The following is a 25427-nucleotide window of genomic DNA, read 5'->3' as shown; positions in this document are numbered from 1 at the left end:
TCCGAAACCAATCAACAGGTTTCGGATTTTCACACATCAGAAGGTTCGGTCAATGGATCCTTAACTGATCGGCATTAGGTCAAACGGCCTCTCTTTTTTGTCTCACCTGTTTGGCCTGGATAGTTTTTGTAGATGCTGGTCGCGGATGACTTTCGTAGATTGCGGCCTCGGGGCTATCCACCGCTTGACTTGGCGGACGATACATTGTGTTCTGAATACCTGACCACCCAACTTGGCATGTCATCCACGTTGTAGCCTGCCTGCATCGCCAGTTTGAGCGCCACCAGCTCCGCCTGCTGGCAGTCCAGTTGACGCAAACGGGCGGTGATCTTTCCCTTCAACTGCTGCCGCAGTTTCGCCTGCTTGCGGGTGTTCCCCTGCTCTGCTCGCAACCTCCGCCGCCATTGCCGCCAATCCTGCAACTGGCCGAGTCGCTCCTGCCAGTGAGTCAGGGTGCTCAACCAGCCGGGCTCTCCACTCCCCAGATCCAGCAACAGTTCCACGCCATAACGGGCCTGCTTGATCTCGAGGCGCAGCCGATGCCAGCGGCGCAACTGTTGCTGACGGGAGCTGGCAGATTTCCCAACGCAGGGAAGAGGTTCATCGAGAGCGCTCTGCGCCTCATCAAGGCGCAGGGCCAGATGCTGCTGATAGAAGAACGCCAATGCCCGCGCATCCTGCACCTGCACCACCGCCGCGAGCCAGCGGGCCAGTCGCCGTGACAACAGGGGTACGCGACAGGCAGATTTGTGAGTATTGCCAGTGCTGGCAGGCGGCTTGCCAAAACGCTCGGCGTAGACCTGCGCATCCCGCAGCGCCGAAAGCCGCCCGACCGAGCGCAGCAGACGCCGCTCCAGCTCGGGATGATAGGTGAGTGGCCGCCACAGGGCGAGCAGCGCCAGCAAGCGGCGCGCTGCGATACGGTAGCCATGCACGGCCGGTTCGCTGGCCTCTTCGCGCACCGCCCGCGCCGCCTCCTGATAACGGGCGACCCAGCTTGTTGCCTGAGTCAGCAACAGACCTTCCTTGTCAGCGTCCATCTCGTCTCCGCCCCTTCAGTTGGTGTGAAAGCCCTGACCGGTGGGCGGCAGCGCCTCTTCATACTCCATCCGGGTCACCCTGGCGGTGCGCGGGCCATGTTCCAGCCACCCCAGCATCATCTGCACCCCCTGCGCGGGGCCGCTGATGAGGATCTCCACCGATCCATCCTCCAGGTTGTAGGCATGGCCACGCAAACCCAGTTGCAGCGCCCGCTCGCGGGTGAAATAGCGAAATCCCACCCCCTGCACCTGCCCCCACACCCGAATGACAAACGATTGCTCTCCCATTTCTCACACCTTCCGCTTAAGAAAAAAATTCCCGAGACGATAATGTGCCCGACACTCTATCTCTGCAGGATGCAGCTCCATTATGAAAGAAGTTAAATTCCGGTGGGTTGACCGCTATCTCATTCACCTCACCATCAGTGAAAAATTCCATATCGCGTTCTGGTTACCTCTCTTCATCATCGCCTTTCTCAGCTGGTATATGCTGGCGGCCAGCCATCAGCAGGAGCTCTCCCTGCGGGTAGCGCAGTTGCAGCAACGGGTTGAGACCACGGCGCAGCTGGTCAGCCAGCAGCCCACTCTGGTGTTGCCTGCTGATCTGCGTCTGACTCGACAAGGCAGCAGCGGGTTGCAGCATCAAGGAGGTCACTACCTCTTTACCGCGCCAGCAGGTCAGGCAGGCTACGTCACCGGCGATTTCGACACCGGCAACCTATCCATGTGGGAGGGTCAGGGCTCGACCCTGCTCCTCATCGGCGCGCTGGCCGCCCTGATGGCGCTGGTGATCCACTACATGATGACCTTTGTCTCCGGCGCCCTGTACTCCACCAACAAGGCGCTGCAAACCGTGGCGGACGGGGATCTCACCTTCCGCCTCAACTTCTTCCCGGTGCGGGACGAGTTCTCCACCCTGGCGGGCAGCATTGACCGCTTTACCGACCGCCAGCACCAGATCGTCAAACTGGTGGAGGAGTCTGCCGAAGCGCTGACCATGGCCGCCGACGAGTTTCGTGACCATGCCCGCGAAGGCGAGACCATGGCGCGTTCCCAGCGCCAACACATGGATTCACTGGCCACTGCCATGGAGCAGATGTCGGCGGCGATCCGCGAAGTGGCGCGCAATGCCAACGACACCCTGCAGCAGACCCGTCAATCGAGCGAAGAGGCAGCCAATGGCGCCAACCGGGTGGCCCGCACCATCGAAGCGATCCGTACTCTGGCCGACGAGATTGGCAACGCCTCCGGCGCGGTCGAGCGGCTCACCCACAATGCCAACCGCATCAACGAGGTGGTCAACGTCATCAACGCCATCTCCCAGCAGACCAACTTGTTGGCCCTCAACGCCGCCATCGAAGCGGCCCGTGCCGGTGAGCAGGGTCGCGGCTTTGCGGTGGTAGCTGATGAGGTGCGTACCCTCGCCAGCCGTACCCAGCAAGCGACGGTGGAGATCCAGCAGATGATCGAAGAGCTGCAGACCGGTACCGGCGCACTGAACGAGATCATGGAGAAAACCGTGGGGCGTGCCGCCAGCAGCCAGCAGCTCATCAGCGAAGTGGGGCTCGATATCGAAAAACTGAGCAACCACAGCGATGCGGTGCTGGAGATGAGCACCCAGATCGCCACCTCCAGCGAGGAGCAGAGCTCGGTCGCCGCCGAGATCACCCACAATCTGGATCAGGTGCGCCATGAAGCGGCGCAGGTGGAGGAGTCTGCCAGTGCCTCGGTAGCCGGCACACAAGGGCTGAAAGCCACCGCCAGCGAACTGACCCAGGCACTCAAGGGGATTAAGCTCTGACCGTATGAGGTGTCAGATCAGGGCAACCCCATCCATTACACAGTGCTGTTTGAGTTTTACCTGTGGGCCACATAGAATGTGGCCCCTTTTCTTTCTACCATCGGCAAACATTCATGAGCGCTTCCATCTATCTCGTCAAAGGCCGCGAAAAATCCCTGCTGCGTCGCCACCCCTGGATCTTCTCCAAGGGGATTGAGCGGGTTCAGGGCAACCCCATTGACGGCGATACCGTCGAGATCTATGCCAACGATGGCAAGTGGCTCGCCCGTGGCGCCTGGTCAGGCAGCTCCCAGATCCGTGCCCGGGTCTGGACCTTCGACAAGGATGAGACCGTCGATCTCGACTTCTTTATCCGTCGTCTCAAATATGCGCAGGAGTCTCGCGATCCGCTGATCAAGCGTCAGGGTCTCACCGGTTATCGCCTGTGCGCCGCCGAATCCGACGGCCTGCCGGGTCTGACCATCGACCGTTATGCCGATTTTCTGGTGTGCCAGGTCCTCTCTGCCGGCGCCGAGTTCCAGCGTGAGCTGATAATGCAAGCACTGCGTACCCTCTACCCAGAGTGCAGCATCTATGAGCGCTCCGACGTGGCAGTGCGCAAGAAGGAAGGGCTGAAAGAGCGCACCGGCGTCATCTATGGCGAGACCCCGAACGAGCCGGTGGTCATCGAGGAGAACGGTGGCGTCAAGATCCTGGTAGACATTCGCAACGGCCACAAAACCGGTTTCTATCTGGATCAGCGTGACAACCGTCAGGCTGCCGCCAAGTACACCGAAGGCAAGCGGGTGCTCAACTGCTTCTGCTACACCGGCGGTTTTGGCGTTTATGCCCTCAAGGGCGGCGCCAAGGAAGTGGTCAACGTCGATCTCTCCCAGAATGCGCTGGATATCGCCCGCCAGAACGCCGAGCTGAACGGGCTGGATACCAGCAACACCCAGTTTGTCCGTCACGACGTATTCAAGCTGCTGCGTGAATACCGCGAGAAGGGCGAGAAGTTCGATGTCATCGTGCTGGATCCGCCCAAATTCGCCGAGAGCAAGGCCCAGTTGCTGGGTGCCTGCCGAGGCTACAAGGACATCAACATGCTGGCGTTCCAGCTGCTGGCGCCGGGTGGCGTGCTGCTGACCTACTCCTGCTCCGGCCTGATGGAGCAGAGCCTGTTCCAGAAGATCGTTGCCGATGCGGCGCTCGATGCCGGTCGCGATGCCCAGATCCTGGAGCTGCTCTCCCAGGCCTCCGATCACCCTATCGGTACCGCCTATCCGGAAGGCTTCTACCTCAAGGGTCTGGTGGTGCGCGCCCGCTGATCGGCCGTCATCTTCCCTTGTAATCAATCAGGCCCATTGCGGGCCTGATTGTTTTGCATCGCGCCGTATGGGCCTGAGCCTGACGTCATCCCGATGACAACCCTCTCTGCGTTATTCGTGTTCTCTCTCCTCCTCTTTCCCTACCTGCTCTCCACGGCTTCTCTGTTTAAATTTCTTTGCACAAAAGCTGCACATTTATGATTCAAATCACATCCGTATGACTCTCTTTTCCGTAGTGTGATCCCGCCTGCGGCAGCCGAGCCGAGGCAACCGTCCCGTCAGGATTGATGGGCGGCACAACAACAAAATAGATGTCAGGCCAAGCTGAACATCACAAGGGATCCCGATATGAATCAATCATTGCCGCTGTTAACGCCGCTGCGGGGCATCGCTGCCCTGATGGTGGTGCTGTTCCATGCCCGCTTGCTGCTCTTTCCCCAGTGGATGGAGTCGATCGCAGGCCACACCCAACTCATCGAGAACGGCTACCTCTGGGTCGACTTGTTCTTTATTTTGAGCGGTGTGGTGCTGGCCCATGTCTATGGCGAGGCCTTCACCCGCACGCCCCGCACCGTGAGCTACGGCCGTTTTCTCTGGCTACGGCTGACCCGCGTCTACCCCCTCTATCTGGTGACCCTGCTGCTGCTGGTCGGCTGGGAACTTTACAAGGCACAGCACGGGGTGGGCTTCTACGCCGGCCCCTTGTTCAAGATGTGGGAGTGGGAAGGGATGCCGCCTTTCGGTTCCCCCTTCACCCCGGCCGAAGCGCTGCCCAGCGCCTTCCTGCTATTGCAGGTGGTCACCGATCACGGGTTGACCTGGAACTTCGCCGCCTGGTCGCTCAGCGTAGAGTGGATCAGCTACCTGCTGTTCCCGCTGCTTATCCCGCTGGCGGTGACCCGCAGTCGCTGGAGCCATCTCGCCCCCCTGCTGGCGCTGACGGTGCTGGCCTTTATCGTGCACAGTCGCGGCACGCTGGATGTCACCAGCGGCGCGCTGGCGGTGGGGCGCGGGGTAAGTGAATTTGTGCTCGGCCTCTGGCTGCTGCCGAGGGTCAAGGCCGCGAAAGGCTCGCCCATGATGAAGCATGATCTGCCACTGCTGGTCGCCTTTGTGCTGCCCTTTGCGCTGATGCAGTTCACCATGACGCCGCAGCTGACCCTGCTGCTGATCGGCTCCTACATGCTGTTGATCTGGATTGCCGCCGCCCAGGGGGAGCGCCGGAGTCCGCTGCTGCGCCTTTTGGATAGCCGCTTCACCAACTGGCTGGGGGATCTCTCCTACTCCATCTACCTGCTCCATGCGCTGGTACTGCTCACCGGCTGCGAGCTCATCCACTATCTGGCGCCGGAGATCACCGAGTGGTGGTATGGCCAGACCAACCCGCTGCTGGGGGTAGTGGCAACCTTGCTGATGCTGGCGGTGCTGATCGGACTCTCGGCGTTGAGCTACAACCTGCTGGAGCGACCACTGCAACGGCGCCTGCGCCGCTGGGGCAAGTCACGGCAACCGGCGCTGGAGCAAGCCGGATAAGTTAATCTCACCCTGTCTGGATGAGTTGACGGGCTTATGCCAACTCATCCAGTACCAGTTCATCCAGACTGCTCATCACCCAGGCGCTCGGGTGCTGGCTAAATCCGAGCTTGGGGTAGTACGCCACTGCCTGCGGTGCGGCCAGCAGGATCAGCTTGCAGCCCGGCTGCAATTGCAAAAACGTCTCGCGAATAAGGGCTTTGCCAATCCCCTGCCCCTGCACCGACTCGGCCACCGCCAGATCCGAGAGGTAGCAGCAAAAATGAAAATCGGTCACCGAGCGGGCCACACCGACCAGGGTCTCGCCCTGCCAGGCGGTGATCAGCAAATTGGCGTTATCCAGCATGCCCTGCAGGATGGCCGGATGGTCCAGCGGCCGTCTCGCCCCCAGCGAGGTCTGCGCCAACAACGCCGCAAACTGCGCCGTGGTAATGGGGTGGTTAACCAAAAATGTGGTGGTCACTAAGCTCTCCTCCGCGGGTTGTGGTTGCACACGCCGTTGCACTTTGACGTTCTCTTTGCTGCATCTGCACTGCAATCAATCAGCCAGCGCCGGATCCAGACCGATGACAGACAAGTGCGGGCAATTCCCTGCTGTTTATGTGAATTCCTGTTCGAACCCCAAGGGGCAAATGTGGCATAATGCCCCGTCCTGTGGCCCTTGGCGGGGCTGCGCTGGCGCACCTTGTCGCCCTTTTCTTCCCCGTCCGGCCTGGTGGTCCTTCATAACTGCCAGTCATCGCTGCCCCTGTTGGCACCGAGGCCACCCATATTTGCGGCTTCTTGTCATTCTCTCTACAAGGCCGCCCATTGACCAAGACGGCTCCACAGAGCCTCTGCTCTGTTTGCAAATAAAAGGGGTAAGTATGTCTTCCATTCGTCTGACCCAATACAGCCACGGCGCTGGCTGCGGCTGCAAAATCTCTCCCAAGGTACTCGACACCATCCTCAAGAGCCAGATCCCGGGCTTCAACGACCCGACCCTGATCGTTGGCAACAGCAGCAAAGATGACGCGGCCGTGGTCGATATCGGCAACGGTCAGGGCATTGTCTCCACCACCGACTTCTTCATGCCCATCGTCGATGATCCCTTCACCTTTGGCCGCATCGCCGCCACCAACGCCATCAGCGATATCTACGCCATGGGGGGCAAGCCCATCGTTGCCATCGCCATCCTCGGCTGGCCCATCAATACCCTGCCCGCCGAAGTGGCCCAGCAGGTGATCGATGGCGGCCGTCAGGTGTGCCACGAAGCGGGCATTTCGCTGGCCGGTGGTCACAGTATCGATGCCCCCGAGCCCATCTTCGGCCTCGCGGTCACCGGTATCGTGCCCCTTGATGCCATCAAGCAGAACGACACCGCCAAGGTGGGTGACACCCTCTATCTGACCAAGCCCCTCGGTATCGGTATCCTCACCACCGCCCAGAAGAAGGGCAAGCTCAAGCCCGAACACGAGCAGCTAGCCCCCAACGCCATGTGCACCCTCAACAAGATTGGCCAGCGTTTTGCCGAGCTGCCGGGTGTGCACGCCATGACCGACGTCACCGGTTTTGGTCTGGCTGGCCATCTGCTGGAGATGTGCGAAGGATCCAATGTCAGCGCCCGCCTCGACTTCAAGGCGCTGCCGCTACTGGACGAGGTGGATTACTACCTGAGTGAGGGCTGCGTTCCGGGCGGTACCCTGCGCAACCATGACTCCTACGGCCACAAGCTGGATGCTATGGACGATCGCACCCGCAACATCATGTGCGATCCTCAAACCAGCGGCGGCCTGCTGGTCGCCGTGGGTAAAGAGAGCGAAGCCGAGCTGCTCGCCATCGCGCAAGACGCTGGGCTAGAACTCTCGCCCATCGGTCAGATCAAGCCCCTTGAGGGCTCCCGCTTTATCGAGATTGTCCAATGAGTGAATTGCCACTGGCCACGGACTACGCCCAGATTTTTTTAGGCGATGTGCCGTTGATTGATGTGCGCGCCCCCATCGAGTTCAAGGAGGGGGCCTTCCCCTGCTCGACCAGCCTGCCCTTGATGACAGACGATGAGCGCGCCCAGGTGGGGACCTGCTTCAAGAAGCAGGGTCAGGCCGCCGCCATTGAGCTTGGACACAAGCTGGTGGGGGGAGCAGTGCGTGCCGAACGTATCGAAGGCTGGCTGGCGCAGTTGCGCAAGCAGCCCGATGCCCTGCTCTACTGCTTTCGCGGCGGCCTGCGCTCGCAAACCGTACAACAGTGGCTGGCTGAAGCGGGGGTGACTCGCCCCCGCGTCGCCGGTGGCTACAAGGAGCTGCGCCGCTTCCTGATCGACACCCAGGACAAGGCCTCTGCAGAGTGCCGCTGGACTGTGCTGACCGGCATGACCGGCTCCGGCAAGACCCATATGCTGGACCACGTGGCCCAGGCGCTCGATCTGGAAGGACACGCCCATCACAGGGGCTCGTCGTTTGGTCAGCTGCCCGGCGGCCAGCCCAGCAACATCAACTTTGAAAACAACATGGCCATCGAACTGCTCAAGCGCCGCCATCAGGGCGAGCATGCCTTCGTAGTCGAGGACGAGAGCCGCCTGATTGGCCGCTGCTGCCTGCCCCTCTCCCTCCATGAGGCCATGAGTCAGGCACAGCTGGTGGTGGTAGATGTACCGCAGATCGATCGCGCCGAGCAGATCCGCGAAGATTACGTGCACGATCTCTGGCTGCGCTATCAAGCCATGTATGGCCAAGAAGAGGGATGGCCGCTGTTTGCCGCCTACCTCACCGATGCGTTGGCCCGTCTCAAGCGCCGCCTCGGCGATCAGACCCACCGTGAGCTGGATGCCCTGATGCAAACCGCCCTCACCGAGCAGGAAAAGAGCGGTGATACCGCGCTGCATCTGGCCTGGATCACGTTGCTGCTGACCCGCTACTACGACCCCATGTATCTCTATCAGCTTGGCAACAAGCAGGAGCGCATCGTGTTTCGCGGTGACAAGCAGGCCTGCCTCGACTATTTCGCCGAGCAGCATGCCAGCGCGCTGCGCGGCTGACCCATCCCAAGAGAGGAACTCTATGTTGAAATTCGAGGTGATCTCGGTCACCCAGTTCGCCCAGAACTGCTCCCTCATCTGGTGTGACGAGACCCATCAGGCGGCCCTGATCGATCCGGGCGGCGAAGCAGACAAACTGCTGGCCGCCATCACCAAACGCGGCCTGACCCTGACCCACATCCTGCTGACCCACGGTCATCTGGATCATGTGGGTGCCGCAGCCGAGTTGCGGGAAAAAACCGGCGTCGCCATTACCGGCCCCCACAAGGAAGACGCTTTCTGGCTCGACATGCTGCCCCAGCAGAGCCAGATGTTCGGCTTCGCCCATACCCCCGCCTTCACGCCGGATCGCTGGCTTGAGCAGGGTGACAAGGTGCAGCTTGGCCAGTGCGAGCTGGATGTCTACTTCTGCCCCGGCCACACCCCGGGTCATATCGTGCTGCTGAACCAGGCCGAAAAACTCGCCTGGGTTGGCGATGTGCTGTTTGCCGGCAGCATCGGCCGCACCGACTTCCCCCGTGGCGATCACGGTACGCTGATCAAGTCGATCTCCGAGACCCTGCTGCCGCTGGGCGACGAAATCGTCTTTATCCCGGGTCACGGCCCCAGCTCCACCTTCGGTCGCGAGAAGGTGAGCAACCCCTACCTGACCCAGCCTATCTGGTGATCAAAAAAGGCAGCGGTGTTCCGCTGCCTTTTCCTTTTTTTATGAAGTCCTCATTGCTATAGGTACAAGCGAGTCTTTATAATTCACCATGATTTGTCTCTGACCATCAAAACTTGGGAACAAAAATGTATCTTGCTTTAGCTATTGCCATATTGTTATTTATTTTTTTCCTGAAGAAGTCACGAGCCAGATATAGAATCAGAGATTACAAACGCCCAACAATCATTCATGGGATAATAATACTACTCGTTAATATTGCATTTGAAATAATATATAGAGCTGAGTTTGTCCCCATTCAGGCCAGTTACAGCAGCTTACTAACCTATGTACTGCCTCAAGTTATATACTACCTATTGTTGATCACCATTTTTTTAGTTATGGCATATAGATATGGTTTTTTCATATGGCCAGATGATAGAAATGCAATAAATAGACAGCATACAATCAATATCCCTATGTGCTTCTTGTTGACTATTTTTATAGTATGCCCATCTGCCATGCGAAATGGAATTATTGAAGCATCACCCTATCTGCATGTTTGCAGTCTTATTGGTAGCGGACTTACCTCTATCTATCTTGTAAGAATTTTCACTATTAAGTTCAATAAGACAATTAATGATATATAATTTTTTATTGCCATCACAGTCATGAAAATAAGCGCGTTTATTTCTACCTCTTGTTCTTGAGCCACAATTATTTGATAAGCGACCGCAAGATATTCTGACATTTTAAATCATAAATATCCCCTGAAAATAAAAAATCCCCACCCGAGGGTGAGGATTGATTTATAGGTGCAACCGTCTGGTGGCTTATTGTGCCAGCAGGTGACCGACCAGCTCATGACGCCACCCTTGCAGCAGCATCGGCTTGTCGCTGCGGGCCCGCTCTTCGTCGTTCATCCGCCAGCTCCAGGTGAAGTACTGGTGAATGATCTTCTTGCTGGCAATCAGCTCGGGCGGAATATTGCTCGCCTTGGCCTTCTCTTCCACCATTGCCTTGATGCGCTTGAGCTCGGCCTTGTACTGGGGGAAGTCCACCAGCCGGCGAATGGGCTCGGGCCAGCTGTCAGAATCGCTCTGCTGCGCCTTGGCGACAATATCGAGCATCCGCTTGCCGTGGATCTTGATCTCGATGGGCGAGAGGCCGAGCTCGTTGAGATCCCGCAGGGAGGCAGGACGACGCTCTGCCACCTTGAACAGGTGCAGCTCTTTGACCACGAAGTTGAGGGCCAGATCCCGGCGCACCGCCTCTTGTTGGCGCCAGGCGGCCAGCTCGCGCAGAATGGCGAGCTCGCGGCGACCCAGTTGCCAGGCGTTGACGATGTCAAGATATGCCTGACGGGGATCGCTACCCTGGGTCTTGCGGGCGGAGTGGTTCTGACACTCCTGCTCGAACCAGGCAAACTTGCCGCTTTCCCGCAGTTTGGCCATCACCTTCTCGTAGAGCGGCATCAGGTAGAAGACATCCGCTGCCGCGTATTCAAGCTGACGTGGCGTAAGCGGGCGGGCCAGCCAATCAGTGCGCGCTTGATCTTTTTCCAGCTCGACCCCGAGGAATTCATTCACCAGCGCACCAAAGCCGACCGAGACGCCGTAACCGAGGAAGGCGGTAGCCAGCTGGGTGTCGTGCATCTGGTTGGGCAGGTGGCCCGCCTGATGTTGGATAAGCTCCAGATCTTCGCCAGAGGCGTGCAGGACGGCGATCTGCCCTTCCCTGCCAAGTCGCTGCCAGAGGGAGGAGAGATCCAGCGTCAGCGGATCCAGCAGCGCCAGATGCTCGCCGTCATAGATCTGGAACAGGCCAAGCTGGGGGTAGTAGGTACGGGTGCGAACGAATTCAGTATCGATAGCCAGGGGAACGTCGGCCAGAGAAGCGAGATACTGCTCAAGTTCGTCTTGCTGAGTGATAAGTTGATAGTGCATCTGTGCCTGCGCGGTTGATCAGGGCCAAAAAGAAAAAACCGTGGGATGACCCACGGTTTTGCATAACGACGGTGCTGGTTTGCAGAAGATTCTGCAGCCGCAGTCCGGTTATTGCTTGGCAATCTCCTCGTCGCGCAGTACGCGGCGCAGGATCTTGCCCACATTGGTCTTGGGAAGTTCGTCACGAAATTCTACCAGTTTCGGCACCTTATAGGCAGTCAGATGTTTGCGACAGTGGGCAATAATCTCGTCCTCCTGCAATTTTGCATCTTTCTTGACCACAAAGATCTTCACCAGCTCACCGGAGACCTTGTGCGGCACGCCAACGGCGGCCACTTCCAGCACTTTCGGGTGCAGGGCAACGACATCTTCGATCTCGTTCGGATAGACGTTGAAACCGGAGACCAGGATCATGTCCTTCTTGCGGTCAACGATCTTGAAGAAGCCCTGCTCGTCGCACACCGCGATATCACCGGTACAGAGCCAGCCATCCTGCATCACTTCGGCTGTCGCCTCGGGGCGCTGCCAGTAGCCCACCATCACCTGCGGGCCGCGCACCTGCATTTCGCCGGGGGTGCCGAGAGCGTGGATCACCTGACCGTTGTCATCCACCAGACGGATCTCGGTAGAGCAGACCGGCAGACCGATGGAACCGTTGTAGTCGGTCAGATCGTAGGGGCAGACGCTCACCAGTGGTGAGCACTCGGTTAGGCCATAGCCTTCCAGCAGCGGGGTATCGGTCAGCGTCTTCCACTTCTCCGCGACCGCGCGCTGCACCGCCATGCCGCCACCGATGGTCAGCTTGAGCTTGTCAAAGGCGATCCCCTGAAACTCTTCATTGTTGACCAGCGCATTGAACAGGGTGTTCACGCCGGTAATGCAGGTAAACGGGTACTTCTTGATCTCTTTGACAAACCCCGGGATGTCGCGCGGGTTGCTGATCAGCAGGTTGTAACCGCCGATACGCATAAACAGCAGGCAGTTCACGGTCAGGGCAAAAACGTGGTAGAGCGGCAGCGCAGTGACCACGAACTCCTTGCCACGCTCCAGCATGGGGCCGTAGACGCCGAGGCACTGCTCGACGTTGGCAATCATGTTGCGATGGGTCAGCATGGCCCCTTTGGAGAGGCCGGTGGTGCCACCGGTGTACTGCAGGAAGGCGAGATCGTCGTTGGTGATCTCCGGCTTGATGTACTGCAGGAAACGCCCCTTGGAGAGAGCCTGACGCATTGTGGTGGCGTGGGGCAGATTGTATTTCGGCACCAGCTTCTTGACGTACTTGACCACGAAGTTGACCAGGGTGCCCTTGGCCAGACCCAGGTTGTCCCCCATCCGGGTCAGGATAACGTGCTTGATCGGGGTGTCGTAGACCACCTTTTCCAGGGTATGGGCGAAGTTGGAGACGATGACGATGGCCTTGGCACCGGAGTCTTTGAGCTGATGCTCCAGCTCGCGCGGGGTATAGAGCGGGTTGACGTTGACCACGATCATGCCGGCGCGCAGGATGCCGAACACGGCGATAGGGTATTGCAACAGGTTCGGCATCATCACCGCAACCCGATCCCCTTTCTCCAGCTTCAGCTCGTTTTGCAGGTAGGCAGCAAAGGCGCGGGACTGCTCTTCCAGCCGGCGGTAGGTGATGGTTTGGCCCATGTTGACGAAGGCGGGCTGATCGGCAAACTGGGTCACCGAGGATTCGAACATCTCGACCAGGGAGCTGTATTGGTCTGGATTGATCTCGGCGGGGACCCCTTCCGGATAACGTTTCAGCCAGACTTTTTCCACAAACTTCTCCTGCATAACTAGCACCTGTGCGCTCACTGTGTTGCCTCCGTCCCGGTTCACATCCATTTTAATCGGTTGTTTTAAGCTGATGCTCTAATGCCGCACATATTTACACAGCGCAACATCAATTAACAGCAAATTAACAACAGAAAAATGTGAGGGAGAAAACAAACCTGGAATTATTGAAAGCTGGCGATTCTACCGAACTTGACAAAACTTTACGATACAAACGGCCGTATCAACCGAATTTTCCATATGAAAATGGTGGTTTCCACCCAATATGACCCGCTCGATCTGCTGGAAGGCATCCTGACGGGCCTGCCATTGGGCTTCAAGCGCAGCAAAGCCCTGCTCCCCCTGAATCAACAGCACAGGACAACGGATAGCCACCATCAATGCACGAGCCTGTCCTTCGCTCATTCTCAGGGGTGAAAGATCCCGCAAGCGGGGGTCGCTGCGCCAGTACCAGCGCCCTGCCCTCATCTCAAGCTGCCGCTCACAGATAAGACGCGCCGACTGCGGCGTGATATCCGCCACTTTGCAACGAGCAGCCACGGCTTCATCGATGGAGGCAAAGCCGTTGGCACTGCGCTCCCGGGTGCGACTGCGGTTTAAAATCGCACGTCGCAGCTGGGCAGGTACCTCCTCATCGGGCTGACTGAGCGGGCCCAGCCCCTCCAGCATGATCAGCCGTTCCACCTGTTCGGGAAACACCCCGGCATAGGTCGAGGCGATCAACGCCCCGAGGGAGTGACCGAGCAGAGTGAAGCGCGACCAGCCGGCCGCCTGCGCGATCTGGTAGAGATCGTCCAGCCAGTCAACAAAGACATAAGGGGTGGTTTTGTGATCTGAGTGACCGTGCCCCGGCAGATCGACACAGATGAGGTGAAAATCCCCCAGATGCGGCGCCAGCGGCAAGAAGCTGGCACTGTTGTCGAGCCAGCCATGCAAGGCGATCAACAGGGGTTTGCCCTGTTGATCATGCTCAGCGGAGTGGTTCTCCAACAGCGCTACCCGCCGCCCATCTGCCAAGGTGAGCAGACGTTCGTGCAGAGTGCTTTTGATGCTCTTGATCATGGCAAGCCTTAGCGACGCAGCGGCCGTCTCGGCCAGAAGGGATCATAGAAGGGGTCGTAGAAGTAGGGGTCCATATAGCGCACCTCCACCTCCTTGACTGGTGGCCACAGCTTGCTGCCCGTCACATTGAGCACAGAGAAGCGGTACTTGTGCTCGCCAATCTGGCTATCAACCGGTTTGCCTATGGTGCCAAGCACCGTCAGGCTGCGCCCCTTGGCGTAGAGGGTCGGATCGACAAAACCCTTCATGATAGCCAGAAAACGGCCCGGGCTCTGCTCGGTCTGCTCCGGCACACCGTTGGACTTGAGCGGCAGATAGACTACTTCAATAACGCTCTGATCCGCCTTGTTGTGCACCGCCGAGATAACGCCGCTCCAGCGCGCCGGTTTGCCCTCCATTCCGCCAAGGGCGGGTTGATAGGCCACCAGCTGGTTTTCTGGCTCATAGGTCAGCTCCTTGGGAACCGAGCTACAGGCCCCGAGCAGCAGGGCCAGCGCCCCGACCACCATAGTGCGTTTCATCATGTCGCTTCTGCTATTACGCATCATGTCACTCTCCTGTTGCCAGCGTGGCCCGTAGGGGCCATCCGCTTGTGTTGCAGCTGATGAGCGGCAAGAGCGACATGACGTCAGCGCTCCTGCCCTTATTCGCGACCTGGCAGTTTTTTCCAGGTCACCTTGTCACGCAAATAGACCGGCGTCGCCTGGTCAACCGGCACAGCCTCCCCCGCCAGCCAGGCGGCGCGGGCCAGCGGCAACATGTCTTCTGCCGCCGGGAAACGCACCTGGCTCACCGCCAGCTCATCGGCCAGACCACTCAGGGTCTCGCCATAGGTTTCAAAACCGGTGCCGACGCAGGTCACAGGGCCCGCCAGCTTGCCACGGACGTCAACCAGTGCCGCGGGCTCGCTCACCACCTCGTCCCCCACCAGCTGCATGCGGCCATCAATTAGCTCATAGCGGCCGAAATAGACCTCGTTCATCCGCGCATCGATGGCGGTCAGCACCTGCTGGGCGCCATCCAGTCGATAGGCGCCTTGCGCCATGGCGGCCAGGGTCGAGATGCCAATCAGCGGCACACCCGCACCAAACGCCAGACCTTGCGCCACACTGATGCCGATCCGCACGCCGGTAAAGGAGCCCGGGCCGCGGCCGAACGCGATGGCATCGAGGTCACTCAAACTTATCCCGGCATCCTCTAACACAGCCTGAACCATGGGCAGGATTTTTCGGGTGTGATCCCGTGGCGCCTCCTCCCAGCGGGAGAACAGCTTGTCACCCACCAGCAGGGCGGCGGAGCAGGCTTCAGTGGCGGTATCTACGGCCAGGATCTTCAACTCGTTCATGCTTTCCAATCTCTATAAAATCAGTCAATTACATAACCGGCAAGCGAGATATGCTCACCCGTTGTTCAAATCTGTTAGCTGGCGGCAAACTTATTCACCGCGATCGAAAAAGCTCCCCAGCGTCCCCAACTCCCGGGTGCGAGGGATTGCGGGCAGACTCTTGATAAAGGTGGCACCATAAGGTTTGTTGACCATTCGGGGATCACAGATCACCAGCACCCCGTGATCATTGCGATCACGAATAAGCCGCCCAACCCCCTGCTTGAGGGCAATCACCGCCTTGGGCAACTGCAGCTCTGCGAAGGGATCCCCCCCCTTGAGCTTGCAATCATCCACCCGCGCCTTGAGCAGCGGATCATCGGGGCTGGCAAACGGCAGTTTGTCGATGATAACACACGACAACGCCGCCCCTCGCACGTCGATCCCCTCCCAAAAACTGCTGGTCGCCACCAGCACGGCGCGGCCATTCTCGACAAACTCCTTGAGCAACCGCTGCTTGTTGTCCTCCCCCTGCAACAAGACGGTGCGACCGATCTCGCGGCGCAGCACCTCAGCCACCTGACGCATCACCTGATGGCTGGTGCAGAGGAAGAAACAGCCCCCCGGCGTCTTGTTGATGAGGGGGATCATCAGATTGGCCAGCTGCTCGCCACGGCCAAAGGCGTTGGGCTCCGGCAGATAGCGGGGCACACAGAGCCGCGCCTGCTCGGCATAGTCGAACGGACTGTCGAGGATCAGCTCGGCGCTGCCCGCCAGCCCCAGCTCGGCCTTGAAGTGATCAAACCGCATATCCACCGTCAGGGTTGCCGAGGTAAAGACCCATGCCACTTCCGGTCTTTGCACCTCGGCACTGAATCTCTCGGCCACCGAGAGCGGCGTCAGATTGAGGGTGAAATGAAGCCGTGAGCAGTCATACCAGTAGGAGAAACCAGTCTGGTTGACCGCCAGCACTTCACCCAGGCGGGTGCGCAGTTCACTGATGCGCTCGAAGGCGTGATCCAGCTGCTCGCCCCGGCCGAGTGCGAGTTTCAGCACCTCGTAGCAGAGCCCGATGGCGTCGTTAAGACGAGCCAAAGCCTGCCCCCAGAGCGGCTGGCGCAGCATGTCGCGGGTATTGCCGCGACCGCCATCCACCCCGAAGGCCAGACGCAAATCCTGACTGGCGATAGCGAGCCGGTCCGCCGCCTTACCGAGCTGGGCCATGTCGTGGGCCTCTGCCCGATAGGCCAGCTGGATATCCTGCGCCAGATCCTGAATTGTTCGGCTGCCTACCGACTTGCCGAAGTAGTTGGTGGCGATCTCCGGCAGCTGGTGCGCCTCGTCAAAAACGTAGACTTGCGCCTCCGGCACCAACTCGCCAAATCCGGTGTCTTTCACCGCCATATCGGCGAAGAAGAGGTGATGGTTGATCACCACCACCTGGGCATCCATGGCGCGGCGTCGGGCCACCACCAGATGGCAGTCGTCGTAATAGGGGCAGTCGCGACCGAGACAGTTGTCGTTGGTGCTGGTGACGTGGGCGAGGATCTCGGCGTTCTCCTGCAATCCCGGAATATCCCCCACATCGCCGTTATCAGTGGCGGTGGACCAGGATTTTACCTTCACCAGATCGTTCAGGATTTCAGGCTTTTGCAGATGGGATTCGCTCAAGAGCCGGTTCATCCGCTCGATGCAGAGATAGTTGCTGCGCCCTTTGAGCAGGGCCACCGGCGGGGTGTAGGAGAGCGCCCCTATGATGGTCGGGAGATCCCGATAGAAGAGCTGCTCCTGCAGGTTTTTGGAGCCGGTGCTGATCACCACCCGCTTGCCGGACTCCAGCGCAGGCACCAGATAGGCGTAGGTCTTGCCGGTACCGGTCCCCGCCTCCACCAGCAGACGGCCACCACTTTTGATGGCGCGCGCGACCGCTTCGGCCATCTCCAGTTGGGGAGCACGGGCTTTGAAACCGTCGATATGGCTGGCCAGAGGGCCATCTGGCTTGAACAGGGTCTGGATGGTCAAAAGGGCGTCCCGCAGCAAAAGCGGCCATTATGCCAAAAGCGCGGCAAAAGCGGGACAGATAATCTGCCTAGACGAACAGATCGATCTGATGCTCTGGGTCCGGCTTGTGATCACCTTCCTCCGCCTTTGGCTGATCACGCTTGGCGGGCGTGTTATACGCCTGCTGGCGCTGCTGGGAGTCACTGTTGTCAGTGCTGGTCTTGCGCAGCTGGTGCTTTTTGCTAATCTGATTCACTTCCCGCTTGATCTCTTCGCTGCCGGGCGCGGCGGGCGCCCGGGGCAAAATGGGGAACAACAGGTCCTGGCTGGGCATGATGGCGACTCCTGCAAGGGGTTATTGTCTAGTTATCGGCCAGAAAACCGTTTTCGCCACTTTAATCGATCAAATCACAATTTCGGGTTGCATTTTCTGTCAAGGCAGGTAGTTTAAATCAGGCGTCAATTACGACATCTTATTTTGTAAAGGATTGATTACATGAAGTTCACCACCCTGAAGACTCATCACCACCATCATCATCCCGACTAGTCTTTCAGGAGGTTGACTGCTGGAAGACACTTAACTGGTGACTTCCAAAAGGACCGCAAGATTCATAAACCCTCGGAAGCACACACTTCCGAGGGTTTTTTCGTTTTTGACTAGAAGGAAATCGAGCAAATGGAAACACAACGTCTGCGTATCGCCATGCAAAAGTCCGGTCGTCTGAGCCAGGACTCCCAAGCCCTGTTCAAGAGCTGTGGCCTGAAAATCAACCTGCGCGAGCAGCGCCTTATCGCCCATGTCGAGAACATGCCCATCGATATCCTGCGGGTGCGTGATGACGACATCCCGGGGCTGGTGATGGAAGGAGTGGTCGACCTTGGCATCATCGGCGAGAACGTGCTGGAAGAGGTGCAGCTTATTCGTGCCTCACAGGGACTGCCCTTCGAGGTCAAAACCCTCAAGCAGCTGGACTTCGGTGGCTGCCGCCTCTCGCTGGCGGTGCCGGAAGATGTGACCTACACAGGGCCAGAGTGCCTGGCCGGCAAGCGCATCGCCACCTCCTACCCCGGGCTGCTCAAGCGCTTCTTTGACGAAAAAGGGCTCAATTTCAAGAGCGTGATGCTGGGCGGCTCGGTGGAAGTGGCACCCCGTGCGGGTCTGGCCGATGCCATCTGCGATCTGGTCTCCACCGGCGCGACCCTGGAAGCTAACGGCCTGAAAGAGGTAGAGGTGATCTACCGCTCCAAGGCGGTACTGGTACAGGCCCCCAACCCCTTGTCCGATGCCAAGCAGAAGCTCATCGACAAATTGCTGCCCCGCATTCAGGGGATGCAGCAGGCGCGCGAGAGCAAGTACATCATGCTGCACGCCCCCAAAGACAAGCTCGACGCCATCACCGATCTGCTGCCGGGTGCCGAGCGCCCCACCATCATGCAACTGGCCGGTGACACCAATCAGGTGGCGCTGCACGTCGTCTCCAGCGAGACCCTGTTCTGGGAGACCATGGAGCAGCTCAAGGCTCTGGGTGCCAGCTCCATTCTGGTGCTGCCCATCGAAAAAATGATGGAATAAGGAAGGGATATCATGCAGACCCTGATCTGGAAGACCCTCTCCCCTGCCCAGCAGGCCGATGTGCTGACCCGGCCCGCCCTCAATGACGAGGCCGATATCGGCGCCGTGGTACGGGATATCATCGCTGCAGTGCGTAGCCGTGGCGATGAGGCCCTGCGCGAGCTGAGCCAGCGCTTCGAGCGCGCTCCCCGTGAACAGCTGCGCGTTAGTGAAGCTGAGATTGAAGCCGCCTGCACGCGGCTGGATGACGGCATCAAAAGCGCCATCGAAGCGGCCATTGCCAATATTCGCACCTTCCACGCCGCGCAACTGCAGCAGGTAGTGCGGGTGGAAACCCAACCCGGGGTGGTGTGTGAGCTGCGCACCCAGCCCATCAGTCGGGTCGGCCTCTATGTGCCGGGGGGCAGTGCGCCGCTCCCCTCCACCGTGATGATGCTGGCCATTCCGGCTGCTATCGCCGGTTGCCGTGAAGTGGTGCTCTGCACCCCGTCCCCCGCCAGCGACGAGATCCTGTTTGCCGCCCGCGCCTGCGGCGTCGAGAAGGTGTTCGCCATCGGCGGCGCCCAGGCCATCGCGGCGATGGCTTACGGCACCGAGAGCATCCCCAAGGTGGACAAGATCTTCGGCCCGGGCAACGCCTATGTGACCGAAGCCAAGGGGCAGGTATCCCGCGACTGGCGCGGCGCCGCCATCGATATGCCCGCCGGCCCCTCAGAGGTGCTGGTGATTGCCGACGAGAGCGCCAACCCCGCCTTCGTGGCAGCGGATCTGCTCTCCCAGGCCGAGCACGGCCCCGACAGCCAGGTGGTGCTGGTCACCACCTCGCCCCTGCTGGCCGATGCCATCGCAGGGGAAATCAAGAGCCAGCTGGCCAAGTTGAGCCGCCGCGATATCGCCGCGCAGGCTCTCGGCAGCAGTCTGGTGATCCTCTGTGACGATCTGGCCGAGGCGTGTGCCATCTCCAACGCTTATGCACCGGAGCACCTGATCGTGCAAACCCGCGCCCCGCGCGATCTGCTGGATAAACTCGAGAACGCCGGTTCCATCTTTCTGGGAGCATGGACCCCCGAGTCGGTCGGCGATTACGCCAGCGGCACTAACCACACCCTGCCTACCTATGGCTATGCCCGCACCTGCTCCAGCCTTGGCCTCGCCGATTATCAGCGCCGCTACACGGTGCAGGAGCTGAGCGCCGAAGGTATTCGCGGCCTTGGCCCTATAGTCGAGCGCATTGCTCAGGCCGAAGGGCTCGATGGCCACAAAAATGCCGTCACCCTCAGATTGAACGCCCTGGCCGCCGCGCCCCAACCAACAGCACAGCAGAAGGATTTGTCATGAGTATTGCCAATCTGGCGCGCCGCGTGGTGCGGGCCCTCACCCCTTATCAATCCGCCCGCCGCATCGGCGGCAAGGGCCACGTCTGGCTCAACGCCAACGAGGCGCCGCAGGCCTATCCCTTTACCATCGAGGGGAGCCGCCTCAACCGCTACCCCGAGTGCCAACCGGCCGAGGTGGTGAACAGCTATGCCGCCTATGCCGGGGTTAATCCCGATCAGGTGCTGGTGAGCCGCGGCGCCGACGAGGCCATCGAGCTGCTTATTCGCACCTTCTGCGAAGCGGGTGAAGATCAGATCCTCATCTGTCCGCCCACCTACGGCATGTACGCCATCAGCGCCGAGACCTGTGGCGTGGGGATTGTTGAGCAGCCGCTGATCGCCAGCCGCCAGCCCGACTGGCCTGCCATTGCCGATCGCCTCAGTGACGTGAAGCTGGTGTTTCTCTGCTCCCCCAACAACCCCACCGGGGATCTGGTGGGTCGCGATGGACTTATTACCCTGCTGGAGAAGGCCAGGGATCGCGCCATCGTGGTGGTGGACGAAGCCTATATCGAGTTCTGCCCGGAAGCGTCCGTAGTGGACCTGCTGGCCCGCTTCCCCAATCTGGTGGTGACCCGCACCCTCTCCAAGGCTTTTGCCCTGGCGGGGATCCGCTGCGGCTTTACGCTGGCAAGCCCCGAGGTGATCGCCATGCTGGCCAAGGTGATCGCCCCCTATCCCATCCCCGAGCCCATCGCCCAGATCGCGACGCAGGCCCTCTCCCCCATGGGGCTGGAGCTGATGCGCGAGCGAGTGATGGAGCTCAACAAGCAAAAAGCCACCTTCAAGGCAGAGCTGACAAAGCTTGCCTGCGTAAGGGAAGTATTCGAGGACAAGGGCAACTTCGTGCTGGTGCGCTTTGTGGATGGCACCGCCGTCTTTGCCGCCATGAAGGCCGCCGGCATCATACTGCGGGATTTCTCCAGCAAGCCGGGTCTGGACAACAGCATTCGCGTCACCATCGGCTATCAGGGCGAGATGGATGCCGTGCTGGCGGTATTGCGTGACCTGCCCTCTCCCTCTTTTTAAGACAAGGATGTAGCGATGAAGACCCCTTTTTTGTTTATCGACCGCGACGGCACCCTGATTGAAGAGCCGGTGACCGACAAGCAGGTGGATAGCCTCGCCAAGCTGCGCTTCGAGCCCATGGTCATTCCGGTGCTGCGCGAGTTGCAGGCCGCTGGTTACGTGCTGGTGATGGTGACCAACCAGGACGGACTGGGCACCGCCAGCCTGCCGCTGGAGAACTTCCAGCCACCCCACAACCTGATGATGCACCTGTTTGAATCGCAAGGGGTGAAGTGGGAGCAGGTGCTGATCTGCCCGCACTTTCCCACCGACGGCTGCAGCTGCCGCAAGCCCCACCTCGGGCTGGTGAAAGAGTATCTCGCCTCCGGTCGTATCGACTTTGCCAACTCCTTCGTTATTGGTGATCGCCAGACCGATCTGCAGCTGGCCGAGAACATGGGCATTGGCGGTATTCGCTACCACCCGCAGGATCACGACTGGCTCGCCATCCGTGATCAGCTGTTGTCCAAGGGGCGCGTAGCCTCGGTGGAGCGTAACACCAAGGAGACCCGCATTCAGGTAGCGCTGGATTTGGACAAGAGCGGTGGCAACCAGATCGCCACCGGTATCGGCTTCTTTGATCACATGCTGGATCAGATTGCCACCCACGCCGGTTTCCAGCTCAAGCTGAACGTCAGTGGCGATCTGCATATCGACGATCACCACACGGTAGAAGATGTGGGGCTGGCGCTGGGTCAGGCACTGCGTCAGGCCCTTGGCAACAAGCGCGGTATCGGCCGTTTCGGCTTCGTGCTGGCGATGGACGAGGTGCAGGCGGTGATCGATGGCCGCCCGCGTGCGGATGAAGAGACCCCGCTGACCGAGCAGGAGGTGAGCACCGCGCTTGATCTCAGCGGCCGCCCCTACTTCGTGTTTGACTGCCCGAGTGGCTTTGGCCGTGACAAGGTGGGCGAGATGGCCACCGAAATGGTGCCCCACTTCTTCCGCTCGCTGTCGGACGCCATGGCCATCACTTTGCAAATGAAGGTAGGCAGCGGTAACACCCACCATCAGGTGGAGGCGCTCTTCAAAGGCTTTGGCCGCGCCCTGCGTCAGGCCATCCGGGTGGAAGGGAGCGAGCTTCCCTCCAGCAAGGGAGTGCTGTGATGGATGTGAGCAAGCAGAAGCTGGTCATTATCGATACCGGCTGCGCTAACCTGGCCTCGGTCAGAATGGCGTTCGAGCGCCTCGGCGTGCAGCCGCTGGTCTCCAGCCAGGCAGCCGATATCGAGCAGGCGGACAAGCTGATCCTGCCCGGTGTCGGCACCGCGGTGGCCGCCATGAAGAATCTCAACGAACGGGGGCTGGTGCCCCTTATTCGCGCCGCCAAGCAGCCGCTGCTGGGCTTTTGCCTCGGCATGCAGATGCTGGCTGAGGCCTCCGAAGAGAGCATGGGCAAAGAGAGTTCGCCAGATACGCTTATCGACTGCCTTGGCATAGTGCCGGGCAAGATCCGGCTGATGGAGGTCGGCAATCTGCGCCTGCCCCATATGGGCTGGAACCAGATTGAGCATGACGAGACCCACCCTCTGCTCAAGGGGATCCCGAGCGGCAGCTACTTCTATTTCGTGCACTCCTATGCGCTGGAGGTAACCGAAGCGACGCTGGCGACCTGCGACTACGGCAACCCTTTTACCGCGATTGTGGCCCATGACAACTTCTTTGGTGCCCAATTCCACCCGGAGCGCTCAGGCGCAGCCGGTGCCCGTTTGCTGCAAAATTTTCTGGAGCTGTGACTAACATGATCATTCCCGCAATTGACCTTATCAACGGTCAGGTAGTTCGCCTCTATCAGGGGGATTACGAGCAGAAGACCGAATACAGCAGCAGCCCGCAGGCCCGCTTCGATGAATATGTCTCCCAGGGGGCGGTGCAGCTCCATCTGGTGGATCTGGACGGTGCCAAGGATGCCAAGGCGCGCCAGCTGCCCCTGCTGACCCAACTGCTGTCGGCCACCGAAGTACCGGTTCAGGTCGGTGGCGGCGTGCGCACCGAGCAGGATGTGGCGGATCTGCTGGCCGCCGGCGCCAGCCGGGTGGTGATTGGCTCCACCGCCGTCAAATCCCCGGATCTGGTGGCAAGCTGGATGGAGAAATATGGCCCCGAGCAGATCGTGCTGGCGCTGGACGTCAATATCGATGAGCAGGGCAATCGCCATATCGCGGTAGCAGGCTGGCAGGAGAACAGCGGCGTGACCATCGAAGCACTGATCGAGCGCTTCCTCCCCGCCGGGCTCAAGCACGTGCTCTGCACCGACATCAGCCGTGACGGCACCCTGGCTGGCACCAACGTCGAGCTCTATCGGGATCTCTGCGCCCGCTACCCGAGCGTCGCCTTTCAGGCCTCCGGCGGCATTGGCGGCATCGCGGATATCGAGGCGCTCAAGGGCTCCGGCGTCAAGGGGATCATCCTTGGCCGCGCCCTGCTGGAGGGCAAGTTCTCGGTAGGTGACGCCATCGCCTGCTGGCAAGCCCCCGCAGCCGATACCACAGGAGGCAACTGATGCTGGCAAGACGCATTATCCCCTGCCTCGACGTGAAAGATGGCGTGGTGGTCAAGGGGGTGCAGTTTCGCAACCACGAGGTGATGGGCGGCATAGTCGAGCTGGCGCGCCGCTACGCCGAAGAGGGCGCTGACGAGCTGGTGTTCTATGACATCACCGCCTCCAGCGATGCCCGGGTAGTGGACAAGAGCTGGGTAAGCCGGGTAGCGGAGGTGATCGACATCCCCTTCTGCGTCGCCGGTGGCATCAAAAGCGTCGAAGATGCCCGCCAGATCCTCGAATTTGGCGCCGACAAGGTCTCCATCAACTCTCCGGCGCTGGCCGACCCGACCCTTATCAGCCGACTGGCCGAGCGCTTTGGCGTGCAGTGCGTAGTGGTGGGCATTGACTCCTACTTCGATGCCGACACGGGCCACTATCAGGTCAAACAGTTTACCGGTGACGAGAGCCGCACCCGCACCACCGCCTGGCACACCCTCGACTGGGTACAGGAGGTGCAAAAGCGCGGCGCGGGCGAAATCGTGCTGAACGTGATGAATCAGGACGGCATGCGCCAAGGTTATGATCTCGACCAGCTCAAGCTGGTGCGCAGCGTCTGCAAGGTGCCGCTGATTGCCTCCGGCGGCGCCGGTGCCATGGCACACTTTCGCGATGCCTTTACCCTCGCTGATGTGGATGGGGCGCTGGCCGCCTCCGTGTTCCACAAGGGCCTTATCCCCATTCCCGAATTGAAACGCTGGCTGAAAAACGAAGGAGTCGCCATCCGTGAATAACTTCTCAGATAACACACAAACAACCGCCAGCGCGCGCCCCCTTGCCGAGCAACTCGACTGGGAAAAATGCGATGGAATGATCCCCGCTATCGTCCAGCACGCCACCAGCGGCGAGGTGCTGATGCAGGGCTTTATGACCCGTGAAGCGCTGGAAAAAACCCAGACCACCGGTCAGGTCACCTTCTTTAGCCGCAGCAAGCAGCGGCTCTGGACCAAGGGCGAAAGCTCGGGCAATGTGCTCAAACTCGTGGCCATCAGCACTGACTGCGATCAGGACTCCCTGCTGATTGCCGCCAACCCCGTCGGCCCCACCTGCCACAAAGGGACAACCTCCTGCTTCCATGGTCACCCTCTGCCGCCCCTCGGTTTTCTGGCAGAGCTGGAGCAGGTGCTGGCAGCCCGCAAAGGGGCCGATCCGGCCACCAGCTACACCGCCAGCCTCTACGGCAAAGGGACCAAGCGCATCGCCCAGAAAGTCGGTGAGGAAGGTGTTGAAGTAGCGCTGGCCGCCATGGCCAAGGATCGGGAGGAGCTCATCAACGAATCCGCCGATCTGCTCTACCACCTGACCGTGCTGCTGCAAAACGAAGGGCTGGGATTACAGGATGTGGTTCAGCGGCTTTATGAGCGGCATAATAAATAAACTGAGAGTAAAGCCGGG

The 25427-nt window shown here is 59.8% G+C and carries 24 protein-coding genes and 1 other annotated feature; of the genes, 14 read left to right on the top strand and 10 right to left on the bottom strand.

Features of this window, described 5'->3' with window-relative positions:
* Positions 1–173 precede the first annotated feature (173 nt).
* Entirely contained in the window at positions 174–1040 is an 867-nt protein-coding gene (locus L972_RS18275) for a CHAD domain-containing protein (RefSeq protein WP_047440120.1), read from the bottom strand.
* A gap of 15 nt (positions 1041–1055) precedes the next feature.
* The gene (locus tag L972_RS18270) at positions 1056–1328 is read right to left on the bottom strand and encodes an acylphosphatase (protein ID WP_005345583.1); all 273 of its coding nucleotides are present in this window, start codon (positions 1326–1328) and stop codon (positions 1056–1058) included.
* A gap of 82 nt (positions 1329–1410) precedes the next feature.
* Here L972_RS18270 and L972_RS18265 point away from each other — a divergent pair, with 82 nt between their 5' ends.
* From L972_RS18265 to L972_RS18255, 3 genes are all read left to right on the top strand, one after another.
* Positions 1411–2841, top strand: coding sequence for a methyl-accepting chemotaxis protein (locus tag L972_RS18265; protein WP_047440117.1), 1431 nt, complete (start codon positions 1411–1413; stop codon positions 2839–2841).
* Between the two features lie 113 nt (positions 2842–2954).
* The gene (locus L972_RS18260; RefSeq protein WP_047440115.1) at positions 2955–4148 is read left to right on the top strand and encodes a class I SAM-dependent methyltransferase; all 1194 of its coding nucleotides are present in this window, start codon (positions 2955–2957) and stop codon (positions 4146–4148) included.
* Between the two features lie 348 nt (positions 4149–4496).
* Positions 4497–5681, top strand: a complete 1185-nt coding sequence (locus tag L972_RS18255; RefSeq protein ID WP_047440113.1) for an acyltransferase family protein — start codon at positions 4497–4499, stop codon at positions 5679–5681.
* Positions 5682–5715: 34 nt separating this feature from the next.
* Here L972_RS18255 and L972_RS18250 read toward each other — a convergent pair whose 3' ends face one another.
* A complete protein-coding gene (locus L972_RS18250) occupies positions 5716–6144 on the bottom strand; it encodes a GNAT family N-acetyltransferase (protein WP_047440108.1) in 429 nt (142 codons plus the stop codon).
* 403 nt (positions 6145–6547) lie between these two features.
* Between L972_RS18250 and selD the strand changes: the two genes are divergently transcribed.
* The 3 genes from selD to L972_RS18235 are packed head-to-tail and all read left to right on the top strand — an operon-like array spanning position 6548 to position 9364.
* Positions 6548–7585 carry a selenide, water dikinase SelD gene (gene selD, locus L972_RS18245; protein ID WP_047440105.1) on the top strand — a complete coding sequence of 346 codons (1038 nt, stop codon included), beginning with the start codon at positions 6548–6550 and terminating at the stop codon, positions 7583–7585.
* Positions 7582–8697 carry a tRNA 2-selenouridine(34) synthase MnmH gene (gene mnmH, locus L972_RS18240; protein WP_047440103.1) on the top strand — a complete coding sequence of 372 codons (1116 nt, stop codon included), beginning with the start codon at positions 7582–7584 and terminating at the stop codon, positions 8695–8697. Before selD ends, mnmH begins: the two co-directional genes overlap by 4 nt.
* A 22-nt stretch (positions 8698–8719) precedes the next feature.
* Positions 8720–9364 carry an MBL fold metallo-hydrolase gene (locus L972_RS18235; protein WP_047440101.1) on the top strand — a complete coding sequence of 215 codons (645 nt, stop codon included), beginning with the start codon at positions 8720–8722 and terminating at the stop codon, positions 9362–9364.
* An 809-nt stretch (positions 9365–10173) separates the two neighbouring features.
* On the opposite strand, the gene rnd is transcribed toward L972_RS18235, so the two are convergent.
* The 7 genes from rnd to L972_RS18200 all read right to left on the bottom strand — a co-directional run bounded on the left by rnd (position 10174) and on the right by L972_RS18200 (position 17807).
* Positions 10174–11286, bottom strand: coding sequence for a ribonuclease D (gene rnd / locus L972_RS18230; RefSeq protein WP_047440100.1), 1113 nt, complete (start codon positions 11284–11286; stop codon positions 10174–10176).
* A 108-nt stretch (positions 11287–11394) separates the two neighbouring features.
* Entirely contained in the window at positions 11395–13071 is a 1677-nt protein-coding gene (gene fadD, locus L972_RS18225; RefSeq protein ID WP_085942148.1) for a long-chain-fatty-acid--CoA ligase FadD, read from the bottom strand.
* A 198-nt stretch (positions 13072–13269) separates the two neighbouring features.
* Positions 13270–14148 carry an alpha/beta fold hydrolase gene (locus L972_RS18220; RefSeq protein ID WP_047440098.1) on the bottom strand — a complete coding sequence of 293 codons (879 nt, stop codon included), beginning with the start codon at positions 14146–14148 and terminating at the stop codon, positions 13270–13272.
* Between the two features lie 8 nt (positions 14149–14156).
* Positions 14157–14672 (bottom strand): Slp family lipoprotein, encoded by a 516-nt coding sequence (locus L972_RS18215; protein ID WP_047440096.1) that lies wholly within the window; start codon positions 14670–14672, stop codon positions 14157–14159.
* A gap of 119 nt (positions 14673–14791) precedes the next feature.
* Positions 14792–15493, bottom strand: a complete 702-nt coding sequence (gene tsaB / locus L972_RS18210) for a tRNA (adenosine(37)-N6)-threonylcarbamoyltransferase complex dimerization subunit type 1 TsaB (protein WP_047440095.1) — start codon at positions 15491–15493, stop codon at positions 14792–14794.
* 90 nt (positions 15494–15583) lie between these two features.
* Positions 15584–17494, bottom strand: a complete 1911-nt coding sequence (locus L972_RS18205) for an ATP-dependent DNA helicase (protein ID WP_047440093.1) — start codon at positions 17492–17494, stop codon at positions 15584–15586.
* 67 nt (positions 17495–17561) lie between these two features.
* Positions 17562–17807 carry a hypothetical protein gene (locus L972_RS18200; protein WP_047440092.1) on the bottom strand — a complete coding sequence of 82 codons (246 nt, stop codon included), beginning with the start codon at positions 17805–17807 and terminating at the stop codon, positions 17562–17564.
* 188 nt (positions 17808–17995) lie between these two features.
* Positions 17996–18124 (top strand) — a sequence feature (His leader region).
* Between the two features lie 25 nt (positions 18125–18149).
* On the opposite strand from L972_RS18200, the gene hisG reads away from it, so the two are divergent.
* The 8 genes from hisG to hisIE are packed head-to-tail and all read left to right on the top strand — an operon-like array spanning position 18150 to position 25409.
* Positions 18150–19046 carry an ATP phosphoribosyltransferase gene (hisG, locus tag L972_RS18195; protein WP_047440090.1) on the top strand — a complete coding sequence of 299 codons (897 nt, stop codon included), beginning with the start codon at positions 18150–18152 and terminating at the stop codon, positions 19044–19046.
* A 12-nt stretch (positions 19047–19058) separates the two neighbouring features.
* Positions 19059–20384 (top strand): histidinol dehydrogenase, encoded by a 1326-nt coding sequence (gene hisD, locus L972_RS18190; protein WP_047440088.1) that lies wholly within the window; start codon positions 19059–19061, stop codon positions 20382–20384.
* Positions 20381–21451, top strand: coding sequence for a histidinol-phosphate transaminase (hisC, locus tag L972_RS18185; protein WP_047440086.1), 1071 nt, complete (start codon positions 20381–20383; stop codon positions 21449–21451). The genes hisD and hisC overlap by 4 nt, the downstream gene beginning before the upstream one ends.
* Positions 21452–21466: 15 nt before the next feature.
* Positions 21467–22597 (top strand): bifunctional histidinol-phosphatase/imidazoleglycerol-phosphate dehydratase HisB, encoded by a 1131-nt coding sequence (hisB, locus tag L972_RS18180; RefSeq protein WP_047440084.1) that lies wholly within the window; start codon positions 21467–21469, stop codon positions 22595–22597.
* Positions 22597–23226, top strand: a complete 630-nt coding sequence (gene hisH / locus L972_RS18175; RefSeq protein WP_047440082.1) for an imidazole glycerol phosphate synthase subunit HisH — start codon at positions 22597–22599, stop codon at positions 23224–23226. Before hisB ends, hisH begins: the two co-directional genes overlap by 1 nt.
* A gap of 5 nt (positions 23227–23231) precedes the next feature.
* On the top strand, positions 23232–23993 hold the full coding sequence (gene hisA, locus L972_RS18170) for a 1-(5-phosphoribosyl)-5-[(5-phosphoribosylamino)methylideneamino]imidazole-4-carboxamide isomerase (protein ID WP_047440080.1): 762 nt from the start codon (positions 23232–23234) through the stop codon (positions 23991–23993).
* Positions 23993–24766, top strand: coding sequence for an imidazole glycerol phosphate synthase subunit HisF (gene hisF, locus L972_RS18165; protein ID WP_047440078.1), 774 nt, complete (start codon positions 23993–23995; stop codon positions 24764–24766). Before hisA ends, hisF begins: the two co-directional genes overlap by 1 nt.
* A complete protein-coding gene (gene hisIE / locus L972_RS18160; RefSeq protein ID WP_047440076.1) occupies positions 24759–25409 on the top strand; it encodes a bifunctional phosphoribosyl-AMP cyclohydrolase/phosphoribosyl-ATP diphosphatase HisIE in 651 nt (216 codons plus the stop codon). Before hisF ends, hisIE begins: the two co-directional genes overlap by 8 nt.
* Positions 25410–25427: the final 18 nt, after the last annotated feature.

Source organism: Aeromonas sp. ZOR0001 (assembly GCF_000801015.1).
In the GTDB taxonomy this organism is placed as follows: domain Bacteria; phylum Pseudomonadota; class Gammaproteobacteria; order Enterobacterales; family Aeromonadaceae; genus Aeromonas; species Aeromonas veronii.
Note: the sequence above shows the minus strand (reverse complement) of the source record. Positions and strands in the feature narration are given on the sequence as shown.

Excerpts from the sequence above, each read along its gene's own strand:
- L972_RS18255 (WP_047440113.1), top strand. The coding sequence starts at position 4,497 with ATGAATCAATCATTGCCGCTGTTAACGCCGCTGCGGGGCATCGCTGCC.
- hisF (WP_047440078.1), top strand. The coding sequence starts at position 23,993 with ATGCTGGCAAGACGCATTATCCCCTGCCTCGACGTGAAAGATGGCGTG.
- mnmH (WP_047440103.1), top strand. The coding sequence starts at position 7,582 with ATGAGTGAATTGCCACTGGCCACGGACTACGCCCAGATTTTTTTAGGC.
- hisA (WP_047440080.1), top strand. The coding sequence starts at position 23,232 with ATGATCATTCCCGCAATTGACCTTATCAACGGTCAGGTAGTTCGCCTC.
- L972_RS18265 (WP_047440117.1), top strand. The coding sequence starts at position 1,411 with ATGAAAGAAGTTAAATTCCGGTGGGTTGACCGCTATCTCATTCACCTC.
- hisB (WP_047440084.1), top strand. The coding sequence starts at position 21,467 with ATGAAGACCCCTTTTTTGTTTATCGACCGCGACGGCACCCTGATTGAA.
- selD (WP_047440105.1), top strand. The coding sequence starts at position 6,548 with ATGTCTTCCATTCGTCTGACCCAATACAGCCACGGCGCTGGCTGCGGC.
- hisG (WP_047440090.1), top strand. The coding sequence starts at position 18,150 with ATGGAAACACAACGTCTGCGTATCGCCATGCAAAAGTCCGGTCGTCTG.
- tsaB (WP_047440095.1), bottom strand. The coding sequence starts at position 15,493 with ATGAACGAGTTGAAGATCCTGGCCGTAGATACCGCCACTGAAGCCTGC.
- L972_RS18235 (WP_047440101.1), top strand. The coding sequence starts at position 8,720 with ATGTTGAAATTCGAGGTGATCTCGGTCACCCAGTTCGCCCAGAACTGC.
- L972_RS18270 (WP_005345583.1), bottom strand. The coding sequence starts at position 1,328 with ATGGGAGAGCAATCGTTTGTCATTCGGGTGTGGGGGCAGGTGCAGGGG.
- L972_RS18275 (WP_047440120.1), bottom strand. The coding sequence starts at position 1,040 with ATGGACGCTGACAAGGAAGGTCTGTTGCTGACTCAGGCAACAAGCTGG.
- hisC (WP_047440086.1), top strand. The coding sequence starts at position 20,381 with ATGAGTATTGCCAATCTGGCGCGCCGCGTGGTGCGGGCCCTCACCCCT.
- L972_RS18220 (WP_047440098.1), bottom strand. The coding sequence starts at position 14,148 with ATGATCAAGAGCATCAAAAGCACTCTGCACGAACGTCTGCTCACCTTG.
- hisH (WP_047440082.1), top strand. The coding sequence starts at position 22,597 with ATGGATGTGAGCAAGCAGAAGCTGGTCATTATCGATACCGGCTGCGCT.
- hisD (WP_047440088.1), top strand. The coding sequence starts at position 19,059 with ATGCAGACCCTGATCTGGAAGACCCTCTCCCCTGCCCAGCAGGCCGAT.
- rnd (WP_047440100.1), bottom strand. The coding sequence starts at position 11,286 with ATGCACTATCAACTTATCACTCAGCAAGACGAACTTGAGCAGTATCTC.
- L972_RS18215 (WP_047440096.1), bottom strand. The coding sequence starts at position 14,672 with ATGATGAAACGCACTATGGTGGTCGGGGCGCTGGCCCTGCTGCTCGGG.
- L972_RS18260 (WP_047440115.1), top strand. The coding sequence starts at position 2,955 with ATGAGCGCTTCCATCTATCTCGTCAAAGGCCGCGAAAAATCCCTGCTG.
- L972_RS18200 (WP_047440092.1), bottom strand. The coding sequence starts at position 17,807 with ATGCCCAGCCAGGACCTGTTGTTCCCCATTTTGCCCCGGGCGCCCGCC.